This is a genomic window from Xanthomonas bonasiae (genome assembly GCF_014836395.1).
GTDB classification, from domain to species: domain Bacteria; phylum Pseudomonadota; class Gammaproteobacteria; order Xanthomonadales; family Xanthomonadaceae; genus Xanthomonas_A; species Xanthomonas_A bonasiae.
The window spans coordinates 1-18,900 of record NZ_JACSQX010000016.1 but is presented as its reverse complement, the minus strand read 5'-3'; the positions used below and the strand labels follow the sequence as shown (position 1 = coordinate 18,900).

Here is an 18,900-nt window from a genome sequence, read left to right as displayed (position 1 = left end):
CGTCAGCCGACGTATTCGACGCTGACGATCTCGTACTCGCGACGGCCGGCCGGGGCGTCGATGCTGACACTGTCGCCTTCCAGCTTGCCGATCAGCGCGCGCGCCAGCGGCGAGGAGATCGCGATCAGGCCCAGCTTGATGTCCGCTTCCAGATCGCCGACCAGCTGGTAGCGTTTCTCTTCGTCGTTTTCCACGTCGGCCAGGGTCACGGTCGCGCCGAACACCACCTTGCTGCCGACCGCCAGCTTGCTGACGTCGATGATCTCGGCATGCGACAGCTCGCTCTCCAGCTGCTTGATGCGGCCTTCGATGAAGCTCTGCTGCTCGCGCGCGGCGTGGTACTCGGCGTTTTCCTTCAGGTCGCCGTGCGCGCGCGCCTCGGCGATCGCGGCGATGACCTGCGGCCGCTTGACCGACTTCAACTGGTCCAGTTCCTCGCGCAAACGCAGCGCGCCTTGCATGGTGATCGGGGCTCTCACGCTTCCAGCTCCTTGTGCAGTTCCTGCAGCGCCCAGACCGGACCGGTGCCGCGGAATTCCAATGAATGCACCAGCGCGCGGGCGCCGGCGACGGTGGTCGAATAGGTGACGCGCTGCTGCAGGGCTTCGCGCCGGATCGAGAACGAATCGGAGATCGCCGCACGGCCCTCGGTGGTGTTGACGATATACACGATTTCGCCGTTCTTGATCAGATCGACGATATGCGGGCGGCCCTCGGCCACCTTGTTGATCTGGTCGCACTGCAGGCCATGCTGGCGCAGCCACGCGCAGGTGCCGCTGGTGGCCACCAGCGTGTAGCCGCGCTCGACCAGCGCCTGCGCCACCGGCAGCACGCGCTGCTTGTCCGGGTCGCGCACCGACAGGAACGCCTTGCCCAGCGGCGGCGCCTTGATCCCGCCGGCTTCCTGCGCACGCGCGAACGCGGCGCCGAAGCTGCGGCCCACGCCCATCACCTCGCCGGTGGAGCGCATCTCCGGGCCGAGGATCGGGTCCACGCCCTGGAACTTGGCGAACGGGAAGATCGCTTCCTTCACCGAGTAGTAGTCGGGCACGATCTCCTTCAGCGCGCCCTGCTCGGCCAGGGTCTTGCCGGCCATGCAGCGCGCGGCGATCTTGGCCAGCGCCATGCCGGTGGCCTTGGACACGAACGGCACCGTGCGCGAGGCGCGCGGGTTCACTTCCAGCAGGAACACGATGTCGTCGCCGGCTTCGTCCACCTGCACCGCGAACTGGGTGTTCATCAGTCCGACCACGTTCAGGCCCTTGGCCAGCATCACCACCTGGCGGCGCAGTTCGGCCTGGGTCTTGGCCGACAGCGAGTACGGCGGCAGCGAGCACGAGGAATCGCCCGAATGCACGCCGGCTTCCTCGATGTGCTCCATCACCCCGCCGATCAGCACCTGGCCGTCCTTGTCGGCGATGATGTCCACGTCCACTTCCACCGCGTTGTCGAGGAAACGGTCCAGCAGCACCGGCGAGTCGTTGGAGACCTTGACCGCGTCGCGCACGTAGCGCGCCAGGTCCGATTCGCCGTAGACGATTTCCATCGCGCGGCCGCCGAGCACGTAGCTCGGGCGCACCACCAGCGGATAGCCGATCTCGCGCGCCAGCACCAGCGCCTCGTCGGCGTTGCGCGCGATGCGGTTCGGCGGCTGCTTCAGGCCCAGCTTGTCGACCAGCTGCTGGAAGCGCTCGCGGTCCTCGGCCAGGTCGATCGAGTCCGGGCTGGTGCCGATCACCGGCACGCCGTTGGCCTCCAGCGCGCGCGCCAGCTTCAGCGGGGTCTGTCCGCCGTACTGCACGATCACGCCCTTGGGCTGCTCCAGCTCGACGATCTCCAGCACGTCTTCCAGGGTCAGCGGCTCGAAGTACAGGCGGTCGGAGGTGTCGTAGTCGGTGGACACGGTCTCCGGATTGCAGTTGACCATGATGGTTTCGTAGCCATCCTCGCGCAGCGCCAGCGCCGCGTGCACGCAGCAGTAGTCGAACTCGATGCCCTGGCCGATGCGGTTGGGGCCGCCGCCGAGGATCATGATCTTGTCGCGATTGCTGGGCTTGGCCTCGCACTCGTCCTCGTAGGTCGAATACAGGTAGGCGGTATCGGTGGCGAATTCGGCCGCGCACGAGTCCACCCGCTTGTACACCGGGCGCACCTTGTGCGCGCGGCGCAGCGCGCGCACCGCCGCCTCGTTGGTGCCGCACAGCTCGGCCAGGCGCGCATCGGAGAAACCGGCGCGCTTGAGCGTGCGCAGGCGCGCGGCGTCCAGCGAACCCAGACCGTCGGCGGCCAGTTGCTTCTCCTGCGCGATCAGGTCCTCGATCTGGTCCAGGAACCACGGATCGATGAACGACAGCGCATGCACCTGCTCCACGCTCATGCCGGCGCGGAACGCGTCGGCGACGTAGAACAGCCGCTCCGGACCGGGCGCCTTCAGCTCGCGCTTGAGCGCGGCCATGTCGTCCTCGCTGCCCAGGTCCAGCCCGGTCGGGTCGAGCCCGATCTTGCCGGTCTCCAGGCCGCGCAGCGCCTTCTGCAGCGATTCGGAGAAGGTGCGGCCCATCGCCATCACCTCGCCCACCGACTTCATCTGCGTGGTCAGGCGCGCATCGGCCTGCGGGAACTTCTCGAACGCGAAGCGCGGGATCTTGGTCACCACATAATCGATCGACGGCTCGAACGAGGCCGGGGTCAGGCCGCCGGTGATCTCGTTCTTCAGTTCGTCCAGGGTGTAGCCGACCGCCAGCTTGGCCGCAACCTTGGCGATCGGGAAGCCGGTGGCCTTGGAGGCCAGCGCCGAGGAGCGCGACACGCGCGGGTTCATCTCGATGACGACGACGCGGCCGGTCTGCGCGTTGATGCCGAACTGCACGTTGGAGCCGCCGGTGTCCACGCCGATCTTGCGCAGCACCGCGATCGAGGCGTCGCGCAGGCGCTGGTATTCCTTGTCGGTCAGGGTCTGCGCCGGGGCCACGGTAATCGAGTCGCCGGTGTGCACGCCCATCGGGTCCAGGTTCTCGATCGAGCAGACGATGATGCAGTTGTCCGCGGTGTCGCGCACCACTTCCATCTCGAATTCCTTCCAGCCCAGCACCGACTCTTCGACCAGCACTTCGCTGGTCGGCGACAGCTCCAGGCCGCGACCGACGATCTCGATCAGCTCCTCGCGGTTGTAGGCGATGCCGCCGCCGCTGCCGCCGAGGGTGAAGCTGGGGCGGATGATGGTCGGATAGCCGACCCGGGTCTGGATCTCCAGCGCTTCCTCGAGGGTGTGCGCGACCGCCGCCTTCGGGCATTCCAGGCCAATCTCGCCCATCGCCACGCGGAACAGCTCGCGGTCCTCGGCCATCATGATCGCTTCGCGCTTGGCGCCGATCAGTTCCACGCCGTACTTTTCCAGCACGCCGTGGTCGGCCAGGTCCAGCGCGCAGTTCAGCGCGGTCTGTCCGCCCATGGTCGGCAGCAGCGCGTCGGGCTTTTCCTTGGCGATGATCTTCTCGACCGTCTGCCAGTTGATCGGCTCGATGTAAACGGCGTCGGCCATGTTCGGGTCGGTCATGATCGTGGCCGGATTGCTGTTGACCAGCACCACCCGGTAGCCCTCGTCGCGCAGCGCCTTGCACGCCTGCGCGCCGGAGTAGTCGAACTCGCAGGCCTGGCCGATGACGATCGGGCCGGCGCCGATGATGAGGATGGTTTTTAGGTCGGTGCGCTTGGGCATTTCTTTCTCGAGGTCTGGACTAGCGGCGCTTTGAGGCGGCACGGCTAAAGTCGTTCAGGAAAAATCACGTTCGGACAATTTGCATCGATGGGAAAGCTCGTCTCCCAGCGACGCCTGCTGCTCTTTAGTCATCGCAGGCGGAGCAAGTGGTGGCGCTGCGCTAAATACCATCCCCGCAGGCGACGACATGAACTCAAGCGTCTGTACGGCCTGGTCTGGCTTCATTCCAAGCAGCAACTCGGACCGGTCGGGCTTAGGTCGATCAAGAAAAACTGCAGTTGCATTGGCAGCCACGTACTGCATATAGCGCTGACCAGCAGGAGTCTTGGAGAAAGCAATCCAGCTTCCGGCTTTAGCGCTATTTCCAAAAATAGTCTTCAGTCGCGCCCTGGTGTTTGAGCCTAAATTTTCTTCCAAAAGCCCTGCGACACAACCTCGTTGATCGGAAGCAAGCTTTTGAAACAGCGGCTGCGCTGCGATCGAATCCACAGAGTAGATAGAGACCGCTTCTTTTAAGCCGAGCAATTCAAAGAGCTGTGAAGCTTGCTCGTCCGATACTTCGGCAGCATTTGCCACTCCACTGAACAGGAGCGCCGCAATCATCGCCAGCTGGCGAACACTCATGCCCCTGCTACCGCCATCGACGCCACAAACCGATCGAACAGCGGCGCCACGTCGCGCGGGCCCGGCGAAGCTTCCGGGTGGCCCTGGAAGCTGAAGGCCGGCGCGTCGGTCAGTTCGATGCCCTGGTTGGTGCCGTCGAACAGCGAGCGGTGGGTCACCCGCACGTTGGCCGGCAGCGACGCTTCGTCGACCGCGAAGCCGTGGTTCTGCGAGGTGATCATCACCCGGCCGCTGTCCAGGTCCTGCACCGGATGGTTGGCGCCGTGGTGGCCGTGGCCCATCTTCAGGGTCTGCGCGCCGGCGGCCAGCGCCAGCAACTGGTGGCCCAGGCAGATGCCGAAGGTCGGGATCTTGCTGGCCACGATTTCCTTGATCGCCGCAATCGCGTAGTCGCACGGCGCCGGATCGCCGGGGCCGTTGGACAGGAACACGCCGTCCGGCTGCATTGCCAGCACCTCGGCGGCAGGCGTCTGCGCCGGCACCACGGTGACCTCGCAGCCGCGCTCGGCGAGCATGCGCAGGATGTTGAGCTTCACGCCGTAATCGTAGGCCACCACCTTGTACTTCGGTGCGGCCTGGGCGAACGCGTTGCTGTCCAGGTCGAGCTGGCCGTCGCGCCACGGATAGGCCTTTTCGGTGGAGACCACCTTGGCCAGGTCCATGCCCTTGAGCCCGGGGAACTTGCGCGCCGCTTCCAGCGCGGTGTCTACGTTCACTTCGCCGGCCATCAGCGCGCCGTTCTGCGCTCCCTTCTCGCGCAGGATGCGGGTCAGCTTGCGGGTATCGATGCCGGCGATGGCGACCACGCCGCGCTGGATCAGCCAGTCCGGCAGCGACACCTGACTGCGCCAGTTGCTGGGACGGCGCGGTACGTCGCGCACGATCAGCCCGGCCGACCAGACCTGGGCGGCTTCGTCGTCCTGATCGGTGCAGCCGGTGTTGCCGATATGCGGGTACGTCAGGGTGACCAGCTGACGGGCGTAGGAGGGATCGGTGAGGATCTCCTGGTAGCCGGTCATCGCGGTGTTGAACACCACTTCGCCGACGGACAGGCCGGCGGCGCCTACGGATTCGCCCTCGAACACGGTGCCGTCTTCAAGGACAAGGATTGCGGGTTGAGTCACGGGGTTCGCCTTGGGGAGAGAGGAACCCTGCCCCACCAACTTGCGGCTGCAAGAAACCGCGAACTCGGCGCTTCTCCGGGTCCGTGGCGATGGGTAACAGGCGAGCGAGAATTGTACCGACGCGGACCTGTCCGCGCCAGACGTTTATGTGAAAGCGCCGTTCAGCCGAGCAGATCGCGCAGCCGGTAGGCCCCGGGCGCGCGTCCCGGCAGGCGCGCGGCGGCATGCAGCGCGCCACGGGCGAAGATGTCGCGGTTGCTGGCGCGGTGCACCAGTTCCACCCGCTCGCCGAGCCCGGCGAACTGCACCAGGTGCTCGCCGACGATGTCGCCGGCGCGCAGGCTGGCGTAGCGCGGCTGCGCGCCACCGTGCGCGGCCGCCTCCCCGAGGGTCAGCGCGGTGCCGGACGGGGCGTCTTGCTTGTGCACGTGGTGCGATTCGACGATGTCGCAGTCCCAGCCCGGCAGCGCCGCGGCGGCGCGTTCCACCAGGTCGTTCAGCACCGCCACGCCGAGGCTGAAGTTGGACGCCCAGATCAGCGGGATGCCCGCCGCCGCGTCGGCCAGTGCCTGCCGCTGCGCCGCGTCCAGGCCGGTGGTGCCGGACACCAGCGCCGCGCCGCGCGCCACGCACAGCGCCAGCACCGGGTCGAAACCCTGCGGCAGGCTGAAATCCACCGCCACGTCGAACGCCGGCGCGCCGTTCAGCTCGGCCGCGGCGAAGTACGGCACCCCGTCGACCACCCGCTGCGCCGGCGCACGCCGGATCACCGCCCCCACCACCTGCAACGCCGGGTCCTGCGCCGCCAGGCGCAACAGCGCCTGGCCCATGCGGCCGGATGCACCATGAATCAACACACGTACGGGGGAAGTCGTCATCGCACAAGGCTAGCGGTTTGTCGCGATCCGCGACAGGGGTGCGGCGCCGTGGCGTTGGTCGGCAACGCAGGCGGGTCGAGCGTTGACGGCATCCGGCAACGGAAGGTCTACCGTCCCGTTCATCGCGGCTGCAGTCGCTCCCACAACGGTCTTGTGGCTCTCTTGCAGGGCGCCCTGTAGGAGCGGCTTTAGCCGCGACAGACAAGCGAAATCGCAAGGCTTACTGACATCGCTTGTCGCGGCTGAAGCCGCTCCTACGGGGCTTGCGGACAGCGGGCTGGGTGCACTGTGGAAGGGCTGCAGACCCGACACCATTCAACCCCGGAAGGTCCGCGGTTCCGCCGGTCGCCGCCGCTGGCCCTGCGGTTGAGCGCCCTACTCGGCCGCCGGCTGCCCCAGCAGGCGCTTGTCCCAGCACTCGACCTCGCGCTGGGCCAGGCGCCGCTCGAACAGCACGCGCCAGTTCGGCACCAGCGGCAGTTCCAGCACCTGCTCCAGCTGCGCCGGATCCACCTCGCGCCGATACAGCAGCTGGATCAGGCGGGCCAGCGACCAGTCCGGATAGGGCCGCTCCAGCAGGGTCAGGCGATCGCCGGCGGCGACCTCGCCCGGCTGCAGCACGCGGTAATACCAGCCGGTGCGGCCGCTTTCCTGCACGCGCCGCGCCAGCGTGGCCACACCGAAGCGGTCGGACAGCTTCCAGCACGGCTGCCGCGACTGCGAAACCTCGACCAGCGCCGTGCCCAGCCGCAGCCGGTCGCCCAGGCACAGGTCGGCCTCGGTGGCGCCGAGCGTGCTGAGGTTCTCGCCGAATGCGCCCGACGCCTCCAGCAAGGCATGCGCACCCAGTTCCTGGCGCCAGGCCGCGTAGTGGTCGCGCGGATAGTGGTGCAGCGCCTTGTCCGGGCCGCCGTGCACGCGGCGGTCGCCCTGCTCGTCCAGTTCCAGGCCGTCGATGCCGATCCGCAACCGCCCCGGCAGCGGCCGCTTGGCGATCGCGCTGCGGCTGCCGGGCCGGGTGAACGCCTGCGCACGGCCGACCAGCACCGCGTCCACGCCCAGGTCCAATGCCGCAGCCGAGTGCATGCGCAGGCGTCCGGGTGCCGGATCAGGCCGCCGCGCTGCGATGTGCGGCGATCTCGGCCTGCAGCAGTTCGCCGAGGATTCGCACGCCGCGCTCGATGCGTTCTTCCGGCACGGTCACGAACGACAGGCGCAGGGTATTGCGCTGCGGTTCGACCGCGTAGAACGGCGCGCCCGGCACGAAGGCGACGTTGCGCTCGATCGCCTTGGCCAGCAGCGCGCCGCCGTCCATGCCTGCCGGCAGTTCGACCCAGATGAACATGCCGCCGGCGGGACGGTTCCAGCGCACCTGCGACGGGAAATACTTCTCCAGCGCCGCCAGCATCTGCTGGCAGCGGCTGGCGTACAGGCTGCGGATACCGGGGATGTGCGCATCCAGGAAGCCGTCCTGCACCGCCTCGTAGACGATGCGCTGGCTGAACGAGGGCGTGTGCAGGTCCGCCGCCTGCTTGGCCTGCACCAGCTTGGCATGCACCGCTTCCGGCGCGACCACGAAACCCAGGCGCAGGCCCGGCGCCAGCACCTTGGAGAACGAGCCCATGTAGATGGCCCCGTCCGGATTCATCGACAGCAGGCTCGGCAGCGTGTCGCCGCTGTAGCACAGCTCGCCGTAGGGGTCGTCCTCGACGATGGGCACGCCGGCGGCGGCCGCGCGCGCGACCAGCGCCTGGCGCCGGTGCAGCGGCAGGCGCCGCCCGGTCGGGTTCTGGAAGTTCGGCAGGCAGTACATGAAGCGCGCGCCGGCCAGTTGCGCGTCGTCCAGCGCATCCACCACCAGCCCGTCGTCGTCGGACTGCATCGCCGCGAACGCCGGCTGGAACAGCGAGAACGCCTGCAGCGCACCGAGATAGCTCGGCGTCTCCACCAGCACCTTGCTGCCTTCGTCGATGAACACCTTGCCGAGCAGGTCCAGGCCCTGCTGCGATCCGGTGGTGATCAGCACCTGGCCGGGGCGGATGCTGGCGCCGTCGCGGCTCACCCGCGCCGCCACCCATTCGCGCAAGGGCAGATAGCCTTCGGTCGGGCCGTATTGCAGCGCCGCCTGCGGCGCCTCGCGCAGCACCTTGTCGCAGGCGTACTGCATGCGCGCCACCGGGAACGTGTCCGGCGACGGCAGCCCGCCGGCGAAGGAGATCACCTCCGGGCGTTCGGTGACCTTGAGGATTTCGCGGATCGCCGAACTGGTCAGCGCCTGCGCACGGCGGGAGAACTGGAAGGAGGTCGTCATGGCCACTAGCATAGCGGCAGCATGGCCGCGCTCCACTGTGCAGCGCAGCGCAAACGACAGCGCCGGCCGGCGATGGACCGGGCCGACCCAGGTCGTGCCTGCGCTGGCACAGGCCTGGGTCCGGCAACGTCGACGCACGATCGTGGCGTCGCTACGCGTGGCGGTCCGCAGGAACGGAGCGCCCAGGGTGGCGCGCCTCGACCAGTGCCGAGCGCTGGTCCGGCGCGATCTCGATGCTGCGGATGGGGTGGCTGCAGCGGCAGAGTTCGCGGCGCCGGCCAGCGGACGCCAGCTGGCCCGACACAGGCGCCGTGTCCTCGCTGGCCGCGCAGACCTGATGGCCGGCTATCGACCCGCTCCGACCACCTGCCCGAACCGCTGGCGCTCGGCACTGGACGCCGAGGGGCGCGCAACCGCGCTGGCGAGCGTGGACCTGAGGGTCGGGCTCAGTTGCACGTCGCCGCTGGCGACGGCATCGAGCGTGGTCATCACCAAGGGGCTGGTGGCGCCACGTGCGATGTAGTTCACCGCCACATCCGCGGCTTCGTCCGGAGCGGAGAGGCGGTAGATCTTCTGCACCGCCAGGGCGCGCACCAAGGCGTCGCCATCGCCCGAGGCCAGCGAGTCCATCTGCGCCACCGCGCTACGCTTGAGCGCGTCGGCACCGGGCGAGACGTCGTTCTCGATGGTGCCGATGAAGTTCAGCGCGGCCACCGCGGTGCGCTGATCGGTACCGCGCGCGTCCAGGGTCGCCAGGGCATCGGCATAGACCTCCCGCGTTGCCTGGCCAGGCAGGTTGAAGTAGGTCTCGTACATTTCCGCGTAGAGTCCCTTGTCCTTGCCGGCCCAGATCTGGTTGGCCTCGTCGAGCACCAGCGCGCGTCCCTGCGGCGAAGGCACCAGCATGCCGCGCAACATGTCGCGTTCCATCGCCTGGCTTGCCGGCATGGCCCGGTAGGCCTCGGCCACCGCCTGTCTCGCCTCGGCGCTGCCGTCGACCGATGCCAGCAACCGCGCCGCGAATGCGTCCCGCTCGGCGCGCGACGGCGGCGGGTTGGCGTTCACCCGGGCAAAGAACTCGCGCAGACGGCGCTGGACCTCGCCGGCGTTGAACGGCGTTGCCGCGTCGGCGGCGCCGTCTCGCATTGGCGCATCTTCGATCGCGGCTTGCGCGGAGCGATGAGGATTGGCCGCATCGATGGCCATGCCGAGGCGAACCTGGCCGGAGGAGCCTGCCGGCGCGGCGATCTCGCCTTCCGCGCCAGGCAGGTCCGCGTGCGCATGCTGGTAGAAGTACAACGCGGTAAAGGCGAACAAACCGCCGACGATCGCCAGCGGCAGGTAGCCGCGACGTACAGGACTCTTCATTATTTTCATTGGATTGTCACAGGTCTGGAAGAACACCGGCACAACCCCGTACCTGCGCTGACGCGCAAGCACGGGGAGCTTCCGCCATCGCGAGGCGCGCTTAGATGCGCTCGTAGTCGCAGGTGCTGCCGCGCCATTCCGGCAGATAACCCTGTCGGGAATAGGTGCCGCCGTCGTAGCGACAGGACCAACCGGAGCCACCTTCCCAGTTCGACTTCCAGCCTGCCGGACAGGACGACCGCAACGTGACGTAATAATCCGGATCGCCACCGACCACGTTGACCGTGCCGACACGCTCGCTGAAGAGGATCGCAGCGCGGCCCTTCCAGCCCGGTTTCGGCGAACAGGTCACGGTTTCCGAACGGACATTGCACGCCGACCAAGAGTTGTTGTAACCGCCGTTGATTTCCATCGAACCGACCCGGGTGGGAACCGCCCATTTGATACCGATATTGAATCCACGGGTCACGCAAGAGCTGTGGCCCGTGGTCAGCGCCACCGAACCGCAGGAACCGCCCTGGTTGCTGAAGCAGTAATGCCAGTCCGATCCGTCGATATATTCGGAACGCTGCTGCTTGCCGACCCAGCCGCCGAAGGTGGTTCTCAATTGCGTAGACGGATCTGCAGCGGCGACGCCACTGAACAAGAATAGAACCAACGAAAACAAGATGACCCTTACTTTCAATTTCGACATACCACTCTCCCTAATAAATAAGCCAACCCAAGATGTAGACAAATAGCGCCACTGCGTCACACACGACCACCCTGGAAAACGCAGCGAAAACCTCCGCATGGCGTGCGAAGTATTTCGATCGACATTTACCAAGGAATTCCAGTTGGAGTGACGGTGCGCAGCCTATCCAGGCAATGCTACATATTGGTGGCACGCAAAATTAACCAGATGCAGAAAATCAAATTATATGAATATTATAATATTGAACTAATTTGAAAATCCGGTCGGCCGGCCCCGCGCTTGCGCTGGCAGCGACCGCTGCCCCACCTTTCCGCAAGATCGCCTCTGAGCCTTCTATGTTGCTTATCACGCAGGCATGGCAGTAGCGCTTCAACGCAGCGCCAGCGCAGTGCGCATCGTGCAGCCAAGACGCTGCGGCGAGACCGCTACGCGAACCGGTCGCGCGCGCGCGGATGCGGGCAGGCTTTTTTGGGCGCAACGCGATGTCGGCAACAGCCATGGCCGCAGGCACAGCCCGGTGGCGCAGCCTCACGGCAGCAAGTGTCGCCTCCGCCATTCGCCTGCCGGCAACGTCGATGCCGCCGCGACGGTGACAGGCCGCAGCAGTCGCAGCCGCCGCTATGACGGCCGCCGGACGACGGTCCGCGGATGCCGGCATCAAGCCTGTGCTGCGGCGCCCGACAATTGCCCCAGCGCGGCAGGCGTATACAGACGCACATCCGAGATGGCGGGAAGTGCCGCCGCCGCGAACAGCGCCTCGTCCAACTGCAGGATCGGGCCGTAGGCGATCGCGGTCTGCGCACCGATGGAGGACAGGCGGCGCAACACGGTCAACCGATAGCCCTGCCCCCGGTAATAGCGGGTGCCGCAGTCGGCCGGCAATGGCGCTTCGGGATCGATGCGCGCGTGCAGCGGCACGCGACCAGCCGCGACGGCACGGAAATCGGCATCGGCGTGACGCAATGCGTCGCGCTGCGGCGGCGCGAGCGCCTGCAGATCCAGGCCGAAGAAGGCAGCGGCCGGCGGCATGGGCAGCGGCAGATCGCTCATGGCAGCCGGTGTCGGCGCATCGTTGTCGCCCGCCGCTGCCAGTTCAATGCCGGCGCGGCGGTGCCGGGCCGCAGCTGTCGCAGCCACCGCACGCACCGGCACCGGCGGTGGCCGCAGGCGCGATCCTGCGGCCCATGGCCTGCAACCAGGATGGGCGACCCGGCTTGAGCAGGCGCACGGCGATGGCGACGCGCAGCTTGCGTGCGGTGCCGGGAAACTGCTTCTTCAGCACCACCCAGGCGCTGAGCAGGACCGCCAGTGCGATCACCAGGTACTGCAACAGCAGCGAAGCGCTCATCTCAGCCGGCTCCCAGTGCCGCCGCGACCTGGTAGGTGACCAGCGAGGCCAGATACGCCAGCGCGAACAGGTAGAACGCGGCGAAGCTCATCTGCTTCCACGAGTTGGTCTCGCGCTTGATCGTGGCCAGGGTGGAAATGCACATCGGCGCGTAGATGTACCACACCAGCAGCGACAGCGCAGTGGCCAGCGACCAGCCGTCGCTGATCAGCGGCGACAGCGCCTGCGCGGCGGCATCGTCGTCGGCCGCCGACAGCGCGTACACCGTCGCCAGCGACGCCACCGCCACTTCGCGCGCGGCCAGGCCGGGGATCAGCGCGATGCAGATCTGCCAGTTGAAGCCCAGCGGCGCGAACACCGTGGTCATCGCATGGCCGATGCGGCCGGCGAAGCTGTAGTCGATCGGCGGCAACGTGGCGTTGGCCGGCGCGGCCGGGAACGACAGCAGGAACCACAGCAGGATGGTCAGCGCCAGGATGATGCCGCCGACGCGCTTGAGGAAGATCGCCGCGCGCTCCCACAGGCCCAGCGCCAGGTCGCGCAGGTGCGGCACGCGGTACGACGGCAACTCCAGCAGCAACGGGTGCTCGCCCTTGTCGCGGCGCCACTTCTTCATCGTCCACGACACCGCCAGCGCGCTGGCGATCGCGGCGAAATACAGGCCGAACAGCACCAGGCCCTGCTGGTTGAACACGCCCCAGACTTTTTTCTGCGGGATGAACGCGCCGATCAGCAGCGCGTACACCGGCAAGCGCGCCGAGCAGGTCATCAGCGGCGCGACCAGAATCGTGGCCAGGCGGTCGCGCGGGTCCTGGATGCTGCGCGTGGACATGATGCCGGGCACCGCGCAGGCGAAGCTGGACAGCAGCGGGATGAACGAGCGCCCCGACAATCCGGCCGCCGCCATCATGCGATCGAGCAGGAACGCCGCGCGCGGCAGGTAGCCGGATTCCTCCAGCGCCAGGATGAAGGCGAACAGGATCAGGATCTGCGGCAGGAAGATCACCACCCCGCCGAGGCCGGCGATGATGCCGTCGACCAGCAGGCTGTTGAGCGGCCCGGGCGGCAGCGTCGCACCGACCCAGGCGCCGAGCGCCTTGCTGCCGCCGTCGATCAGGTCCATCAGCGGCGCCGCCCAGGCGTACACCGCCTGGAAGATCAGGAACATCACCACCGCCAGGGTCAGCAGCCCGGCGACCGGATGCAGCAGCCAGCGGTCCAGCGCGTCGTCGATGCGCGAGGTACGGGTCGGCATCGACACCGCAGCGGCGAGGATGCGCCGCACCTGCTGGTGGTAGTCGCCCTGCCCTTCGGCCGGCGCCACCGCCGGCGGCAGCGCCGGAGCCAGCGCGTCGAGCCGCTCGACCAGCGCCCTGGCGCCGTTGCGGCGCACCGCCACGGTCTCGATCACCGGCACCCCGAGCGCGTCTTCCAGCGCCTGGCGGTCGATCTGGATGCCGCGGCGCTGCGCGGCATCGACCATGTTCAGCGCCACCAGCATCGGCTTGCCCAGCTCGCGCAGCTCCAGCGCGAAGCGCAGGTGCAGGCGCAGGTTGGTGGCATCGACCACGCACACCAGCACGTCCGGCGCTGGCTCGCCCGGATAGAAGCCGCGGCACAGGTCGCGGGTGATCGCCTCGTCGAGGCTGGCCGGCTGCAGGCTGTAGGCGCCCGGCAGGTCGAGCACGGCGAAGTCGCGCCCGGACGGCGCGCGGAAGCGGCCTTCCTTGCGCTCGACGGTCACGCCGGCGTAGTTGGCCACCTTCTGCTTGCTGCCGGTGAGCTGGTTGAACAGCGCGGTCTTGCCGCAGTTCGGATTGCCCACCAGGGCCAGGCGCAGCGGAACGGCGTCCGCGCTCATGACTGCGCCTCGGCGGCGGCACCGACGCTGACCTGCACCCGCGCCGCTTCGCTGCGGCGCAGGGCGAAACGGGTATAGCCGACCTGCACCAGCAACGGCTCGCCGCCGACCGGACCGCTGGCCAGCACCTGCACCTGTTCGCCGGCGACGAACCCCAGCTCGCGCAGGCGGCGCGCGATGGCGTCGTTGGGCTGTCGGTCGTGCACGGTCTCTACGGTGGCGGTGCTGCGCAACGGCATGTCGGACAACGTCACGGAACGTTCCGTCGAATAAGAATGGTTATCAATTGTAGCACCGTCGCAGCGCATGATGGCGCGGCCGGCGCGGCCCGCTATGATTCCCATATGGCTGCCGTTATCCCTCCGTACGAGAACTGCCGATGAGCGATGCATTGCTGCTGGAGCGCTCAGGCAAGGTCCTGACGCTGCGGCTGAACCGACCCGAGGTGCGCAACGCGTTCGACGCCGCGCTGATCGCGCAGCTGACCGAAGCGCTGCACCAGATCGGCGCCGATCCGAAGGTCAAGGTGGTGGTGCTGGCCGGTGCCGGCGCCGCGTTCTCGGCCGGCGCCGACCTGCAGTGGATGCGTTCGATGGCCGGCGCCAGCGAGGCGGACAACCTGGCCGATGCGCTGGCGCTGGCGCAGCTGATGCGCACCCTGGACGAACTGCCCAAGCCGACCGTGGCACGGGTGCACGGCGCGACCTTCGGCGGCGCGGTCGGGCTGGTCGCCTGCTGCGACATCGCGGTGGCCTCCACCGATGCCCGCTTCGGGCTCAGCGAGAGCCGCCTGGGCCTATTGCCGGCGGTGATCTCGCCGTATGTGATCGCCGCGATCGGCGCGCGCCAGGCGCGGCGCTGGTTCGCCAGCGCCGAAGCGTTCGATGCGGCGACCGCTACCCAGATCGGTCTGGTGCACCAGACCGTGGCGCCGACCGCGCTGGACGCGGCGGTGCAGCGCCAGGTGGAACTGCTCGGCCAGGCCGGCCCGCTCGCCGCCGCCGGCGCCAAGGCGCTGGTGCGTCGGGTCGCCGCCGGCGGCGACAACGCCACACTGGACCGCGACAACGCCGCGCTGATCGCGCGGCTGCGGGTCTCGGCCGAAGGCCAGGAAGGCCTGAGCGCGTTCCTGGACAAGCGCGACCCGAACTGGCTGGGATTCTGGTGAGCCCGTTCGACCACATCGGCCTGCGCTGCGTCGACCTGGAGCGCAGCCTCGCCTTCTATCGCGCCGCACTGGCCACGCTCGGGCTGGACATCGTGATGGAGGTGAGCGCGGCACAGAGCGGCGATCGCCGCCACATCGGCTTCGGCCGCGACGGCAAGCCCAGCGTCTGGCTGACCGATGGCGCCGCCGGCGCCGGCGGCCAGCTGCATCTGGCCTTCGTCGCCGCCGACCGCGCCCAGGTGGATGCCTTCCATCGCGCCGGGCTGGCCGCCGGCGGTCGCGACAACGGCGCCCCAGGCCTGCGTCCGCACTACCACCCCAACTACTACGGCGCCTTCCTGCTGGATCCGGATGGACACAACATCGAAGCCGTCTGCCAGCGGCCGGCGAGCGCCTGAGCGGCGCCCTCTGATGGCGGCCGCACTTCGCGCAGGCTGCGGTCTGCGCCGCTCGGCAACGGCGCGCAGCCGTTCACTTCAAGGACTGCATGTGACCGCCACTTCGCCGTTTCCGCCCTGCCCCGCGCCGCCTCTGCCGACCGCGCCCGCTTGCGCGCCCCAGTGCAGGCGCCGCCGATGAGCGACTTCGTCCGCCTGGTGGAAGTGGGACCGCGCGACGGCCTGCAGAACGAAAAGGCCTGGGTCGCCACCGCCGACAAGATCGAGCTGATCGCGCAGCTGTCGCGCACCGGCCTGCGCAGCATCGAGGCGACCAGTTTCGTCAGCCCGAAATGGGTGCCGCAGTTGGCCGACGCGGCCGAGGTCTACACCGGCATCGTGCCGGCGCCGGGCGTGGACTACCCGGTGCTGGTGCCGAACCTGCAGGGTTACGAGCGTGCGGCCGCGGTCGGCGTGCGCGAGGTCGCGGTGTTCACCGCCGCCTCGGAAACCTTCAACCGCACCAACACCAATGCCGGCATCGACGAATCGTTGGCGCGCTTCGCACCGGTGCTGGCGCGCGCGGCCGCCGATGGGGTCAAGGTGCGTGGCTACGTGTCCACCGTGCTCGGCTGCCCCTACCAGGGCGACGTGCCGCTGGCCGACGTGGTGCGGGTGGCGCGGCAGCTGCACGCGATGGGCTGCTACGAGATCTCGCTGGGCGACACCATCGGCGTCGGCACCCCGGGCAAGGCGCGGGCGATGCTGCGCGCGGTCGCCGCCGAGGTGCCGATGCCGGCGCTGGCGGTGCATTTCCACGACACCTACGGCCAGGCCCTGGCCAATATCGCCGCGTGCCTGGAAGAAGGCGTGCGCGTGGTCGATGCGGCGGTGTCCGGTGCCGGCGGCTGTCCGTACGCCAGGGGCGCCAGCGGCAACGTGGCCAGCGAGGACGTGGTCTACCTGCTGCACGGCAACGGCATGGCCACCGGCATCGACCTGCCGGCCTTGGCCGCGACCGGGCGCTGGCTGGCGCAGAAACTCGGCAGGCCGACCGGCAGCAAGGTCGGCCAGGCGCTGGCGGCGGCGTAACCGCGGCCGACCGGCGCGGCGGGATCGGCGCGCCGGCAAGGCCCACCGATCCTGCGCCGGCAACGACGCCCACGCCGATGCCGGGCGTGCAGGTCGAGGACAGTCCAGGCCGGTGCGCACGGCACTGACGCGAATACGGGCGCCGACCGGCGGCGCATGTCCTCCTCGCGCGCACCGGCCGAAGCGGGTGCGCCGTGTTCCATGTACTCGCCGCCGTGCAGGCAGACGCAGCGAACGCGAAGCACGATGCGCCCGCCAGGCCTGGCAGGCGCTTTCACGCGCTTGCCCTCGCCAGCCGGGCAGCGGCAGCGGAGAGTCGGCTAAAATGCGCGCTTTCCTGGGAGGGAACATCCATGCAGCTTGCCGATATCCGCGCGGTGGTCACCGGCGGCGTTTCCGGCCTTGGCCTGGCGGTCGCGCAACGCATCGTCGCCGACGGCGGCAAGGTCGCGCTGTTCGACCTCAACGACGACAAGGGCGCGGCGGCGGTCGCCGCGCTCGGCGCCGCGCAGGCGCGCTATTTCCGCACTGACGTCAGCGACGAGGCGCAGGTGGCCGCGCACCTCGGCGCGGCGCGCGACTTCCTCGGCGGGCTCAACGCCGCGATCAACTGCGCCGGCATCCTCGGCGCCGGCCGCGTGCTCGGCAAGGAGGCGCCGATGGCGCTGGCCACGTTCCAGGGCACGGTGATGGTCAACCTGGTCGGCAGCTTCAACGTCGCCAAGGCCGCCGCCGACCTGATGCAGCACAACCCGCCGGGCGAGGACGGCGAACGCGGCGCGATCGTCAACACCGCCAGCGTCGCCGCCTACGAAGGCCAGATCGGCCAGGCCGCCTATGCCGCCTCCAAGGGCGGCGTGGTGGCGATGACCCTGCCGATGGCGCGCGAACTGGCGCGCTTCGGCATCCGCGTCAACACCATCGCCCCGGGCATCTTCTGGACCCCGATGGTGGACGGCATGCCCGAGGCGGTGCAGCAGTCGCTGGCCGCCTCGATCCCGTTCCCGCCGCGGCTCGGCCGCCCCGAGGAATTCGCCGACACGGTGATGTTCCTGCTGCGCAACCGCTATCTCAACGGCGAAGTCATTCGCCTCGATGGCGCGGTGCGGTTGGCACCCAAGTAGCGGGGATTCGTGATTGGGGATTGGGGATTCGTAAAAGCACCCCGCCCCTTCGCCCCCCGCCCTGCCTTTTACCACTCCCGAATCTCCAATCCCCAATCCCGGCTCCAAACCCATGAAAGCCAACGAAATCAAGAAAGGCAACGTCGTCGAGTACAACAACGGCGTCTATCAGATCCGCGACATCGAACGCAGCTCGCCGCAGGGCCGCGGCGGCAACGTGCGCTTCCGCTTCGTGATGTACAGCGTGCCGGGCGGCAACAAGCTCGACGCCAGTTTCGACGGCGACGACGACCTGCGCGAGGTCGAGCTGACCCGCCACCAGGCCACCTTCTCGTACAAGGACGGCGATGCGTTCGTGTTCCTGGACGACGAGGACTACACCCCGTACACGCTCGATGCCGACGTGATCGGCGACGACGCCGGCTACATCACCGAGGGCCTGACCGGCATCTACGTGCAGGTCATCGACGACCAGCCGGTGGCGGTGCAGCTGCCGCAGAGCGTGACCCTGGAAGTGATCGAAACACCGCCGGAGCTGAAAGGCGGCACCGCGACCAAGCGACCGAAGCCGGCCAAGCTCAATACCGGGCTGGAGATCATGGTGCCGGAGTACATCGGCAACGGCGAGCGCGTGCTGGTCAACACCACCACCGGCGAGTTCGCCGGTCGCGCGGACTGAGTCCGTGCGTCCGCGCCGCTGCATGGCGCTGGCCGTGCTGTTGCTCCTGCCGGGCTTGGCGGCCGCCGCTGCTGCCAGGCCTGCGGTCGCGGCGCCGGCCAAGGCCGGCTGCACGATCCCGGCGGAGGTGGATCCCGAGCACCACGCCGGCTTCTGCGCGCTGCCGCAGGAGATCCGCACCTTCGTCGCGCGCCAGGACGTCTGCAACCACTTCGCCGGCGAGGAGCCCTACGATGCCGCGCGCCGCCGCGAGCTGGACAAGGCGATGGCGAAGTACTGCGACGGAAACGAGGCGACCTGGGCCAGGTTGCGCGCGCAGTATCGGCAGGATCCTGTGCGCGACGCCTGGTTGAGTCGCTATGGCGAAGACGTGGGTCTCGATTTGCCGTAATGGCGGCTGGTTGGGCGAGTTGCGCCGATGGTCCTGTCGCGGCTGAAGCCGCTCCTACAGGGGGCATGGCTTGCCTGGGCTCAGGATTCCTGTTCGGGTTCCACGTAGCCTTCGGGCTTGGGCGCGCCGCCCTGGAACAGGAA

19 protein-coding genes are annotated in these 18,900 nt (G+C 68.4%); 6 read left to right on the top strand and 13 right to left on the bottom strand.

The features are described 5' to 3' along the window. Positions 1-2: 2 nt before the first annotated feature. The 13 genes from greA to H9658_RS20290 form a co-directional block, all read right to left on the bottom strand. Complete coding sequence (gene greA / locus H9658_RS20350) at positions 3-467, bottom strand: transcription elongation factor GreA (RefSeq protein ID WP_170867603.1); 465 nt, start codon at positions 465-467, stop codon at positions 3-5. A gap of 8 nt (positions 468-475) precedes the next feature. Then, complete coding sequence (carB, locus tag H9658_RS20345; protein WP_191826734.1) at positions 476-3,718, bottom strand: carbamoyl-phosphate synthase large subunit; 3,243 nt, start codon at positions 3,716-3,718, stop codon at positions 476-478. 54 nt (positions 3,719-3,772) lie between these two features. Next, complete coding sequence (locus tag H9658_RS20340; RefSeq protein WP_185823625.1) at positions 3,773-4,342, bottom strand: hypothetical protein; 570 nt, start codon at positions 4,340-4,342, stop codon at positions 3,773-3,775. Then, the gene (gene carA, locus H9658_RS20335) at positions 4,339-5,466 is read right to left on the bottom strand and encodes a glutamine-hydrolyzing carbamoyl-phosphate synthase small subunit (RefSeq protein ID WP_191826733.1); all 1,128 of its coding nucleotides are present in this window, start codon (positions 5,464-5,466) and stop codon (positions 4,339-4,341) included. Before carA ends, H9658_RS20340 begins: the two co-directional genes overlap by 4 nt. Before the next feature lie 161 nt (positions 5,467-5,627). Next, positions 5,628-6,344, bottom strand: coding sequence for a 4-hydroxy-tetrahydrodipicolinate reductase (dapB, locus tag H9658_RS20330; protein WP_179564393.1), 717 nt, complete (start codon positions 6,342-6,344; stop codon positions 5,628-5,630). A 375-nt stretch (positions 6,345-6,719) separates the two neighbouring features. Further along, positions 6,720-7,430: an MOSC domain-containing protein gene (locus H9658_RS20325; RefSeq protein ID WP_191826732.1), complete on the bottom strand. Its 711-nt coding sequence runs from the start codon at positions 7,428-7,430 to the stop codon at positions 6,720-6,722. Positions 7,431-7,452: 22 nt separating this feature from the next. After that, positions 7,453-8,661 (bottom strand): aminotransferase-like domain-containing protein, encoded by a 1,209-nt coding sequence (locus H9658_RS20320; RefSeq protein WP_179564389.1) that lies wholly within the window; start codon positions 8,659-8,661, stop codon positions 7,453-7,455. A gap of 339 nt (positions 8,662-9,000) precedes the next feature. After that, positions 9,001-10,065, bottom strand: a complete 1,065-nt coding sequence (locus H9658_RS23075) for a hypothetical protein (RefSeq protein WP_225210145.1) — start codon at positions 10,063-10,065, stop codon at positions 9,001-9,003. A gap of 58 nt (positions 10,066-10,123) precedes the next feature. Then, positions 10,124-10,717 (bottom strand): hypothetical protein, encoded by a 594-nt coding sequence (locus tag H9658_RS20310; RefSeq protein WP_179564387.1) that lies wholly within the window; start codon positions 10,715-10,717, stop codon positions 10,124-10,126. Positions 10,718-11,374: 657 nt separating this feature from the next. Continuing rightward, positions 11,375-11,869, bottom strand: coding sequence for a hypothetical protein (locus H9658_RS20305; protein WP_191826731.1), 495 nt, complete (start codon positions 11,867-11,869; stop codon positions 11,375-11,377). Beyond that, positions 11,811-12,065, bottom strand: coding sequence for a DUF6587 family protein (locus H9658_RS20300; RefSeq protein ID WP_191826730.1), 255 nt, complete (start codon positions 12,063-12,065; stop codon positions 11,811-11,813). Before H9658_RS20300 ends, H9658_RS20305 begins: the two co-directional genes overlap by 59 nt. A 1-nt stretch (position 12,066) precedes the next feature. Further along, positions 12,067-13,926, bottom strand: coding sequence for a ferrous iron transporter B (feoB, locus tag H9658_RS20295; RefSeq protein ID WP_179564381.1), 1,860 nt, complete (start codon positions 13,924-13,926; stop codon positions 12,067-12,069). Next, entirely contained in the window at positions 13,923-14,180 is a 258-nt protein-coding gene (locus H9658_RS20290) for a FeoA family protein (RefSeq protein ID WP_139117945.1), read from the bottom strand. The genes feoB and H9658_RS20290 overlap by 4 nt, the downstream gene beginning before the upstream one ends. 125 nt (positions 14,181-14,305) lie before the next feature. Between H9658_RS20290 and H9658_RS20285 the strand changes: the two genes are divergently transcribed. The 6 genes from H9658_RS20285 to H9658_RS20260 all read left to right on the top strand — a co-directional run bounded on the left by H9658_RS20285 (position 14,306) and on the right by H9658_RS20260 (position 18,757). Then, positions 14,306-15,094, top strand: coding sequence for an enoyl-CoA hydratase-related protein (locus H9658_RS20285; protein ID WP_191826729.1), 789 nt, complete (start codon positions 14,306-14,308; stop codon positions 15,092-15,094). Beyond that, positions 15,091-15,492, top strand: coding sequence for a VOC family protein (locus H9658_RS20280; RefSeq protein ID WP_191826728.1), 402 nt, complete (start codon positions 15,091-15,093; stop codon positions 15,490-15,492). The genes H9658_RS20285 and H9658_RS20280 overlap by 4 nt, the downstream gene beginning before the upstream one ends. 177 nt (positions 15,493-15,669) lie before the next feature. Beyond that, positions 15,670-16,563, top strand: coding sequence for a hydroxymethylglutaryl-CoA lyase (locus tag H9658_RS20275; RefSeq protein WP_179564375.1), 894 nt, complete (start codon positions 15,670-15,672; stop codon positions 16,561-16,563). A gap of 353 nt (positions 16,564-16,916) precedes the next feature. Beyond that, complete coding sequence (locus tag H9658_RS20270) at positions 16,917-17,687, top strand: SDR family oxidoreductase (RefSeq protein WP_179564373.1); 771 nt, start codon at positions 16,917-16,919, stop codon at positions 17,685-17,687. 112 nt (positions 17,688-17,799) lie between these two features. Then, positions 17,800-18,366 (top strand): elongation factor P-like protein YeiP, encoded by a 567-nt coding sequence (gene yeiP / locus H9658_RS20265; protein ID WP_179564371.1) that lies wholly within the window; start codon positions 17,800-17,802, stop codon positions 18,364-18,366. A gap of 22 nt (positions 18,367-18,388) precedes the next feature. Next, positions 18,389-18,757 carry a hypothetical protein gene (locus H9658_RS20260; RefSeq protein WP_225210144.1) on the top strand — a complete coding sequence of 123 codons (369 nt, stop codon included), beginning with the start codon at positions 18,389-18,391 and terminating at the stop codon, positions 18,755-18,757. Positions 18,758-18,900 lie beyond the last annotated feature (143 nt).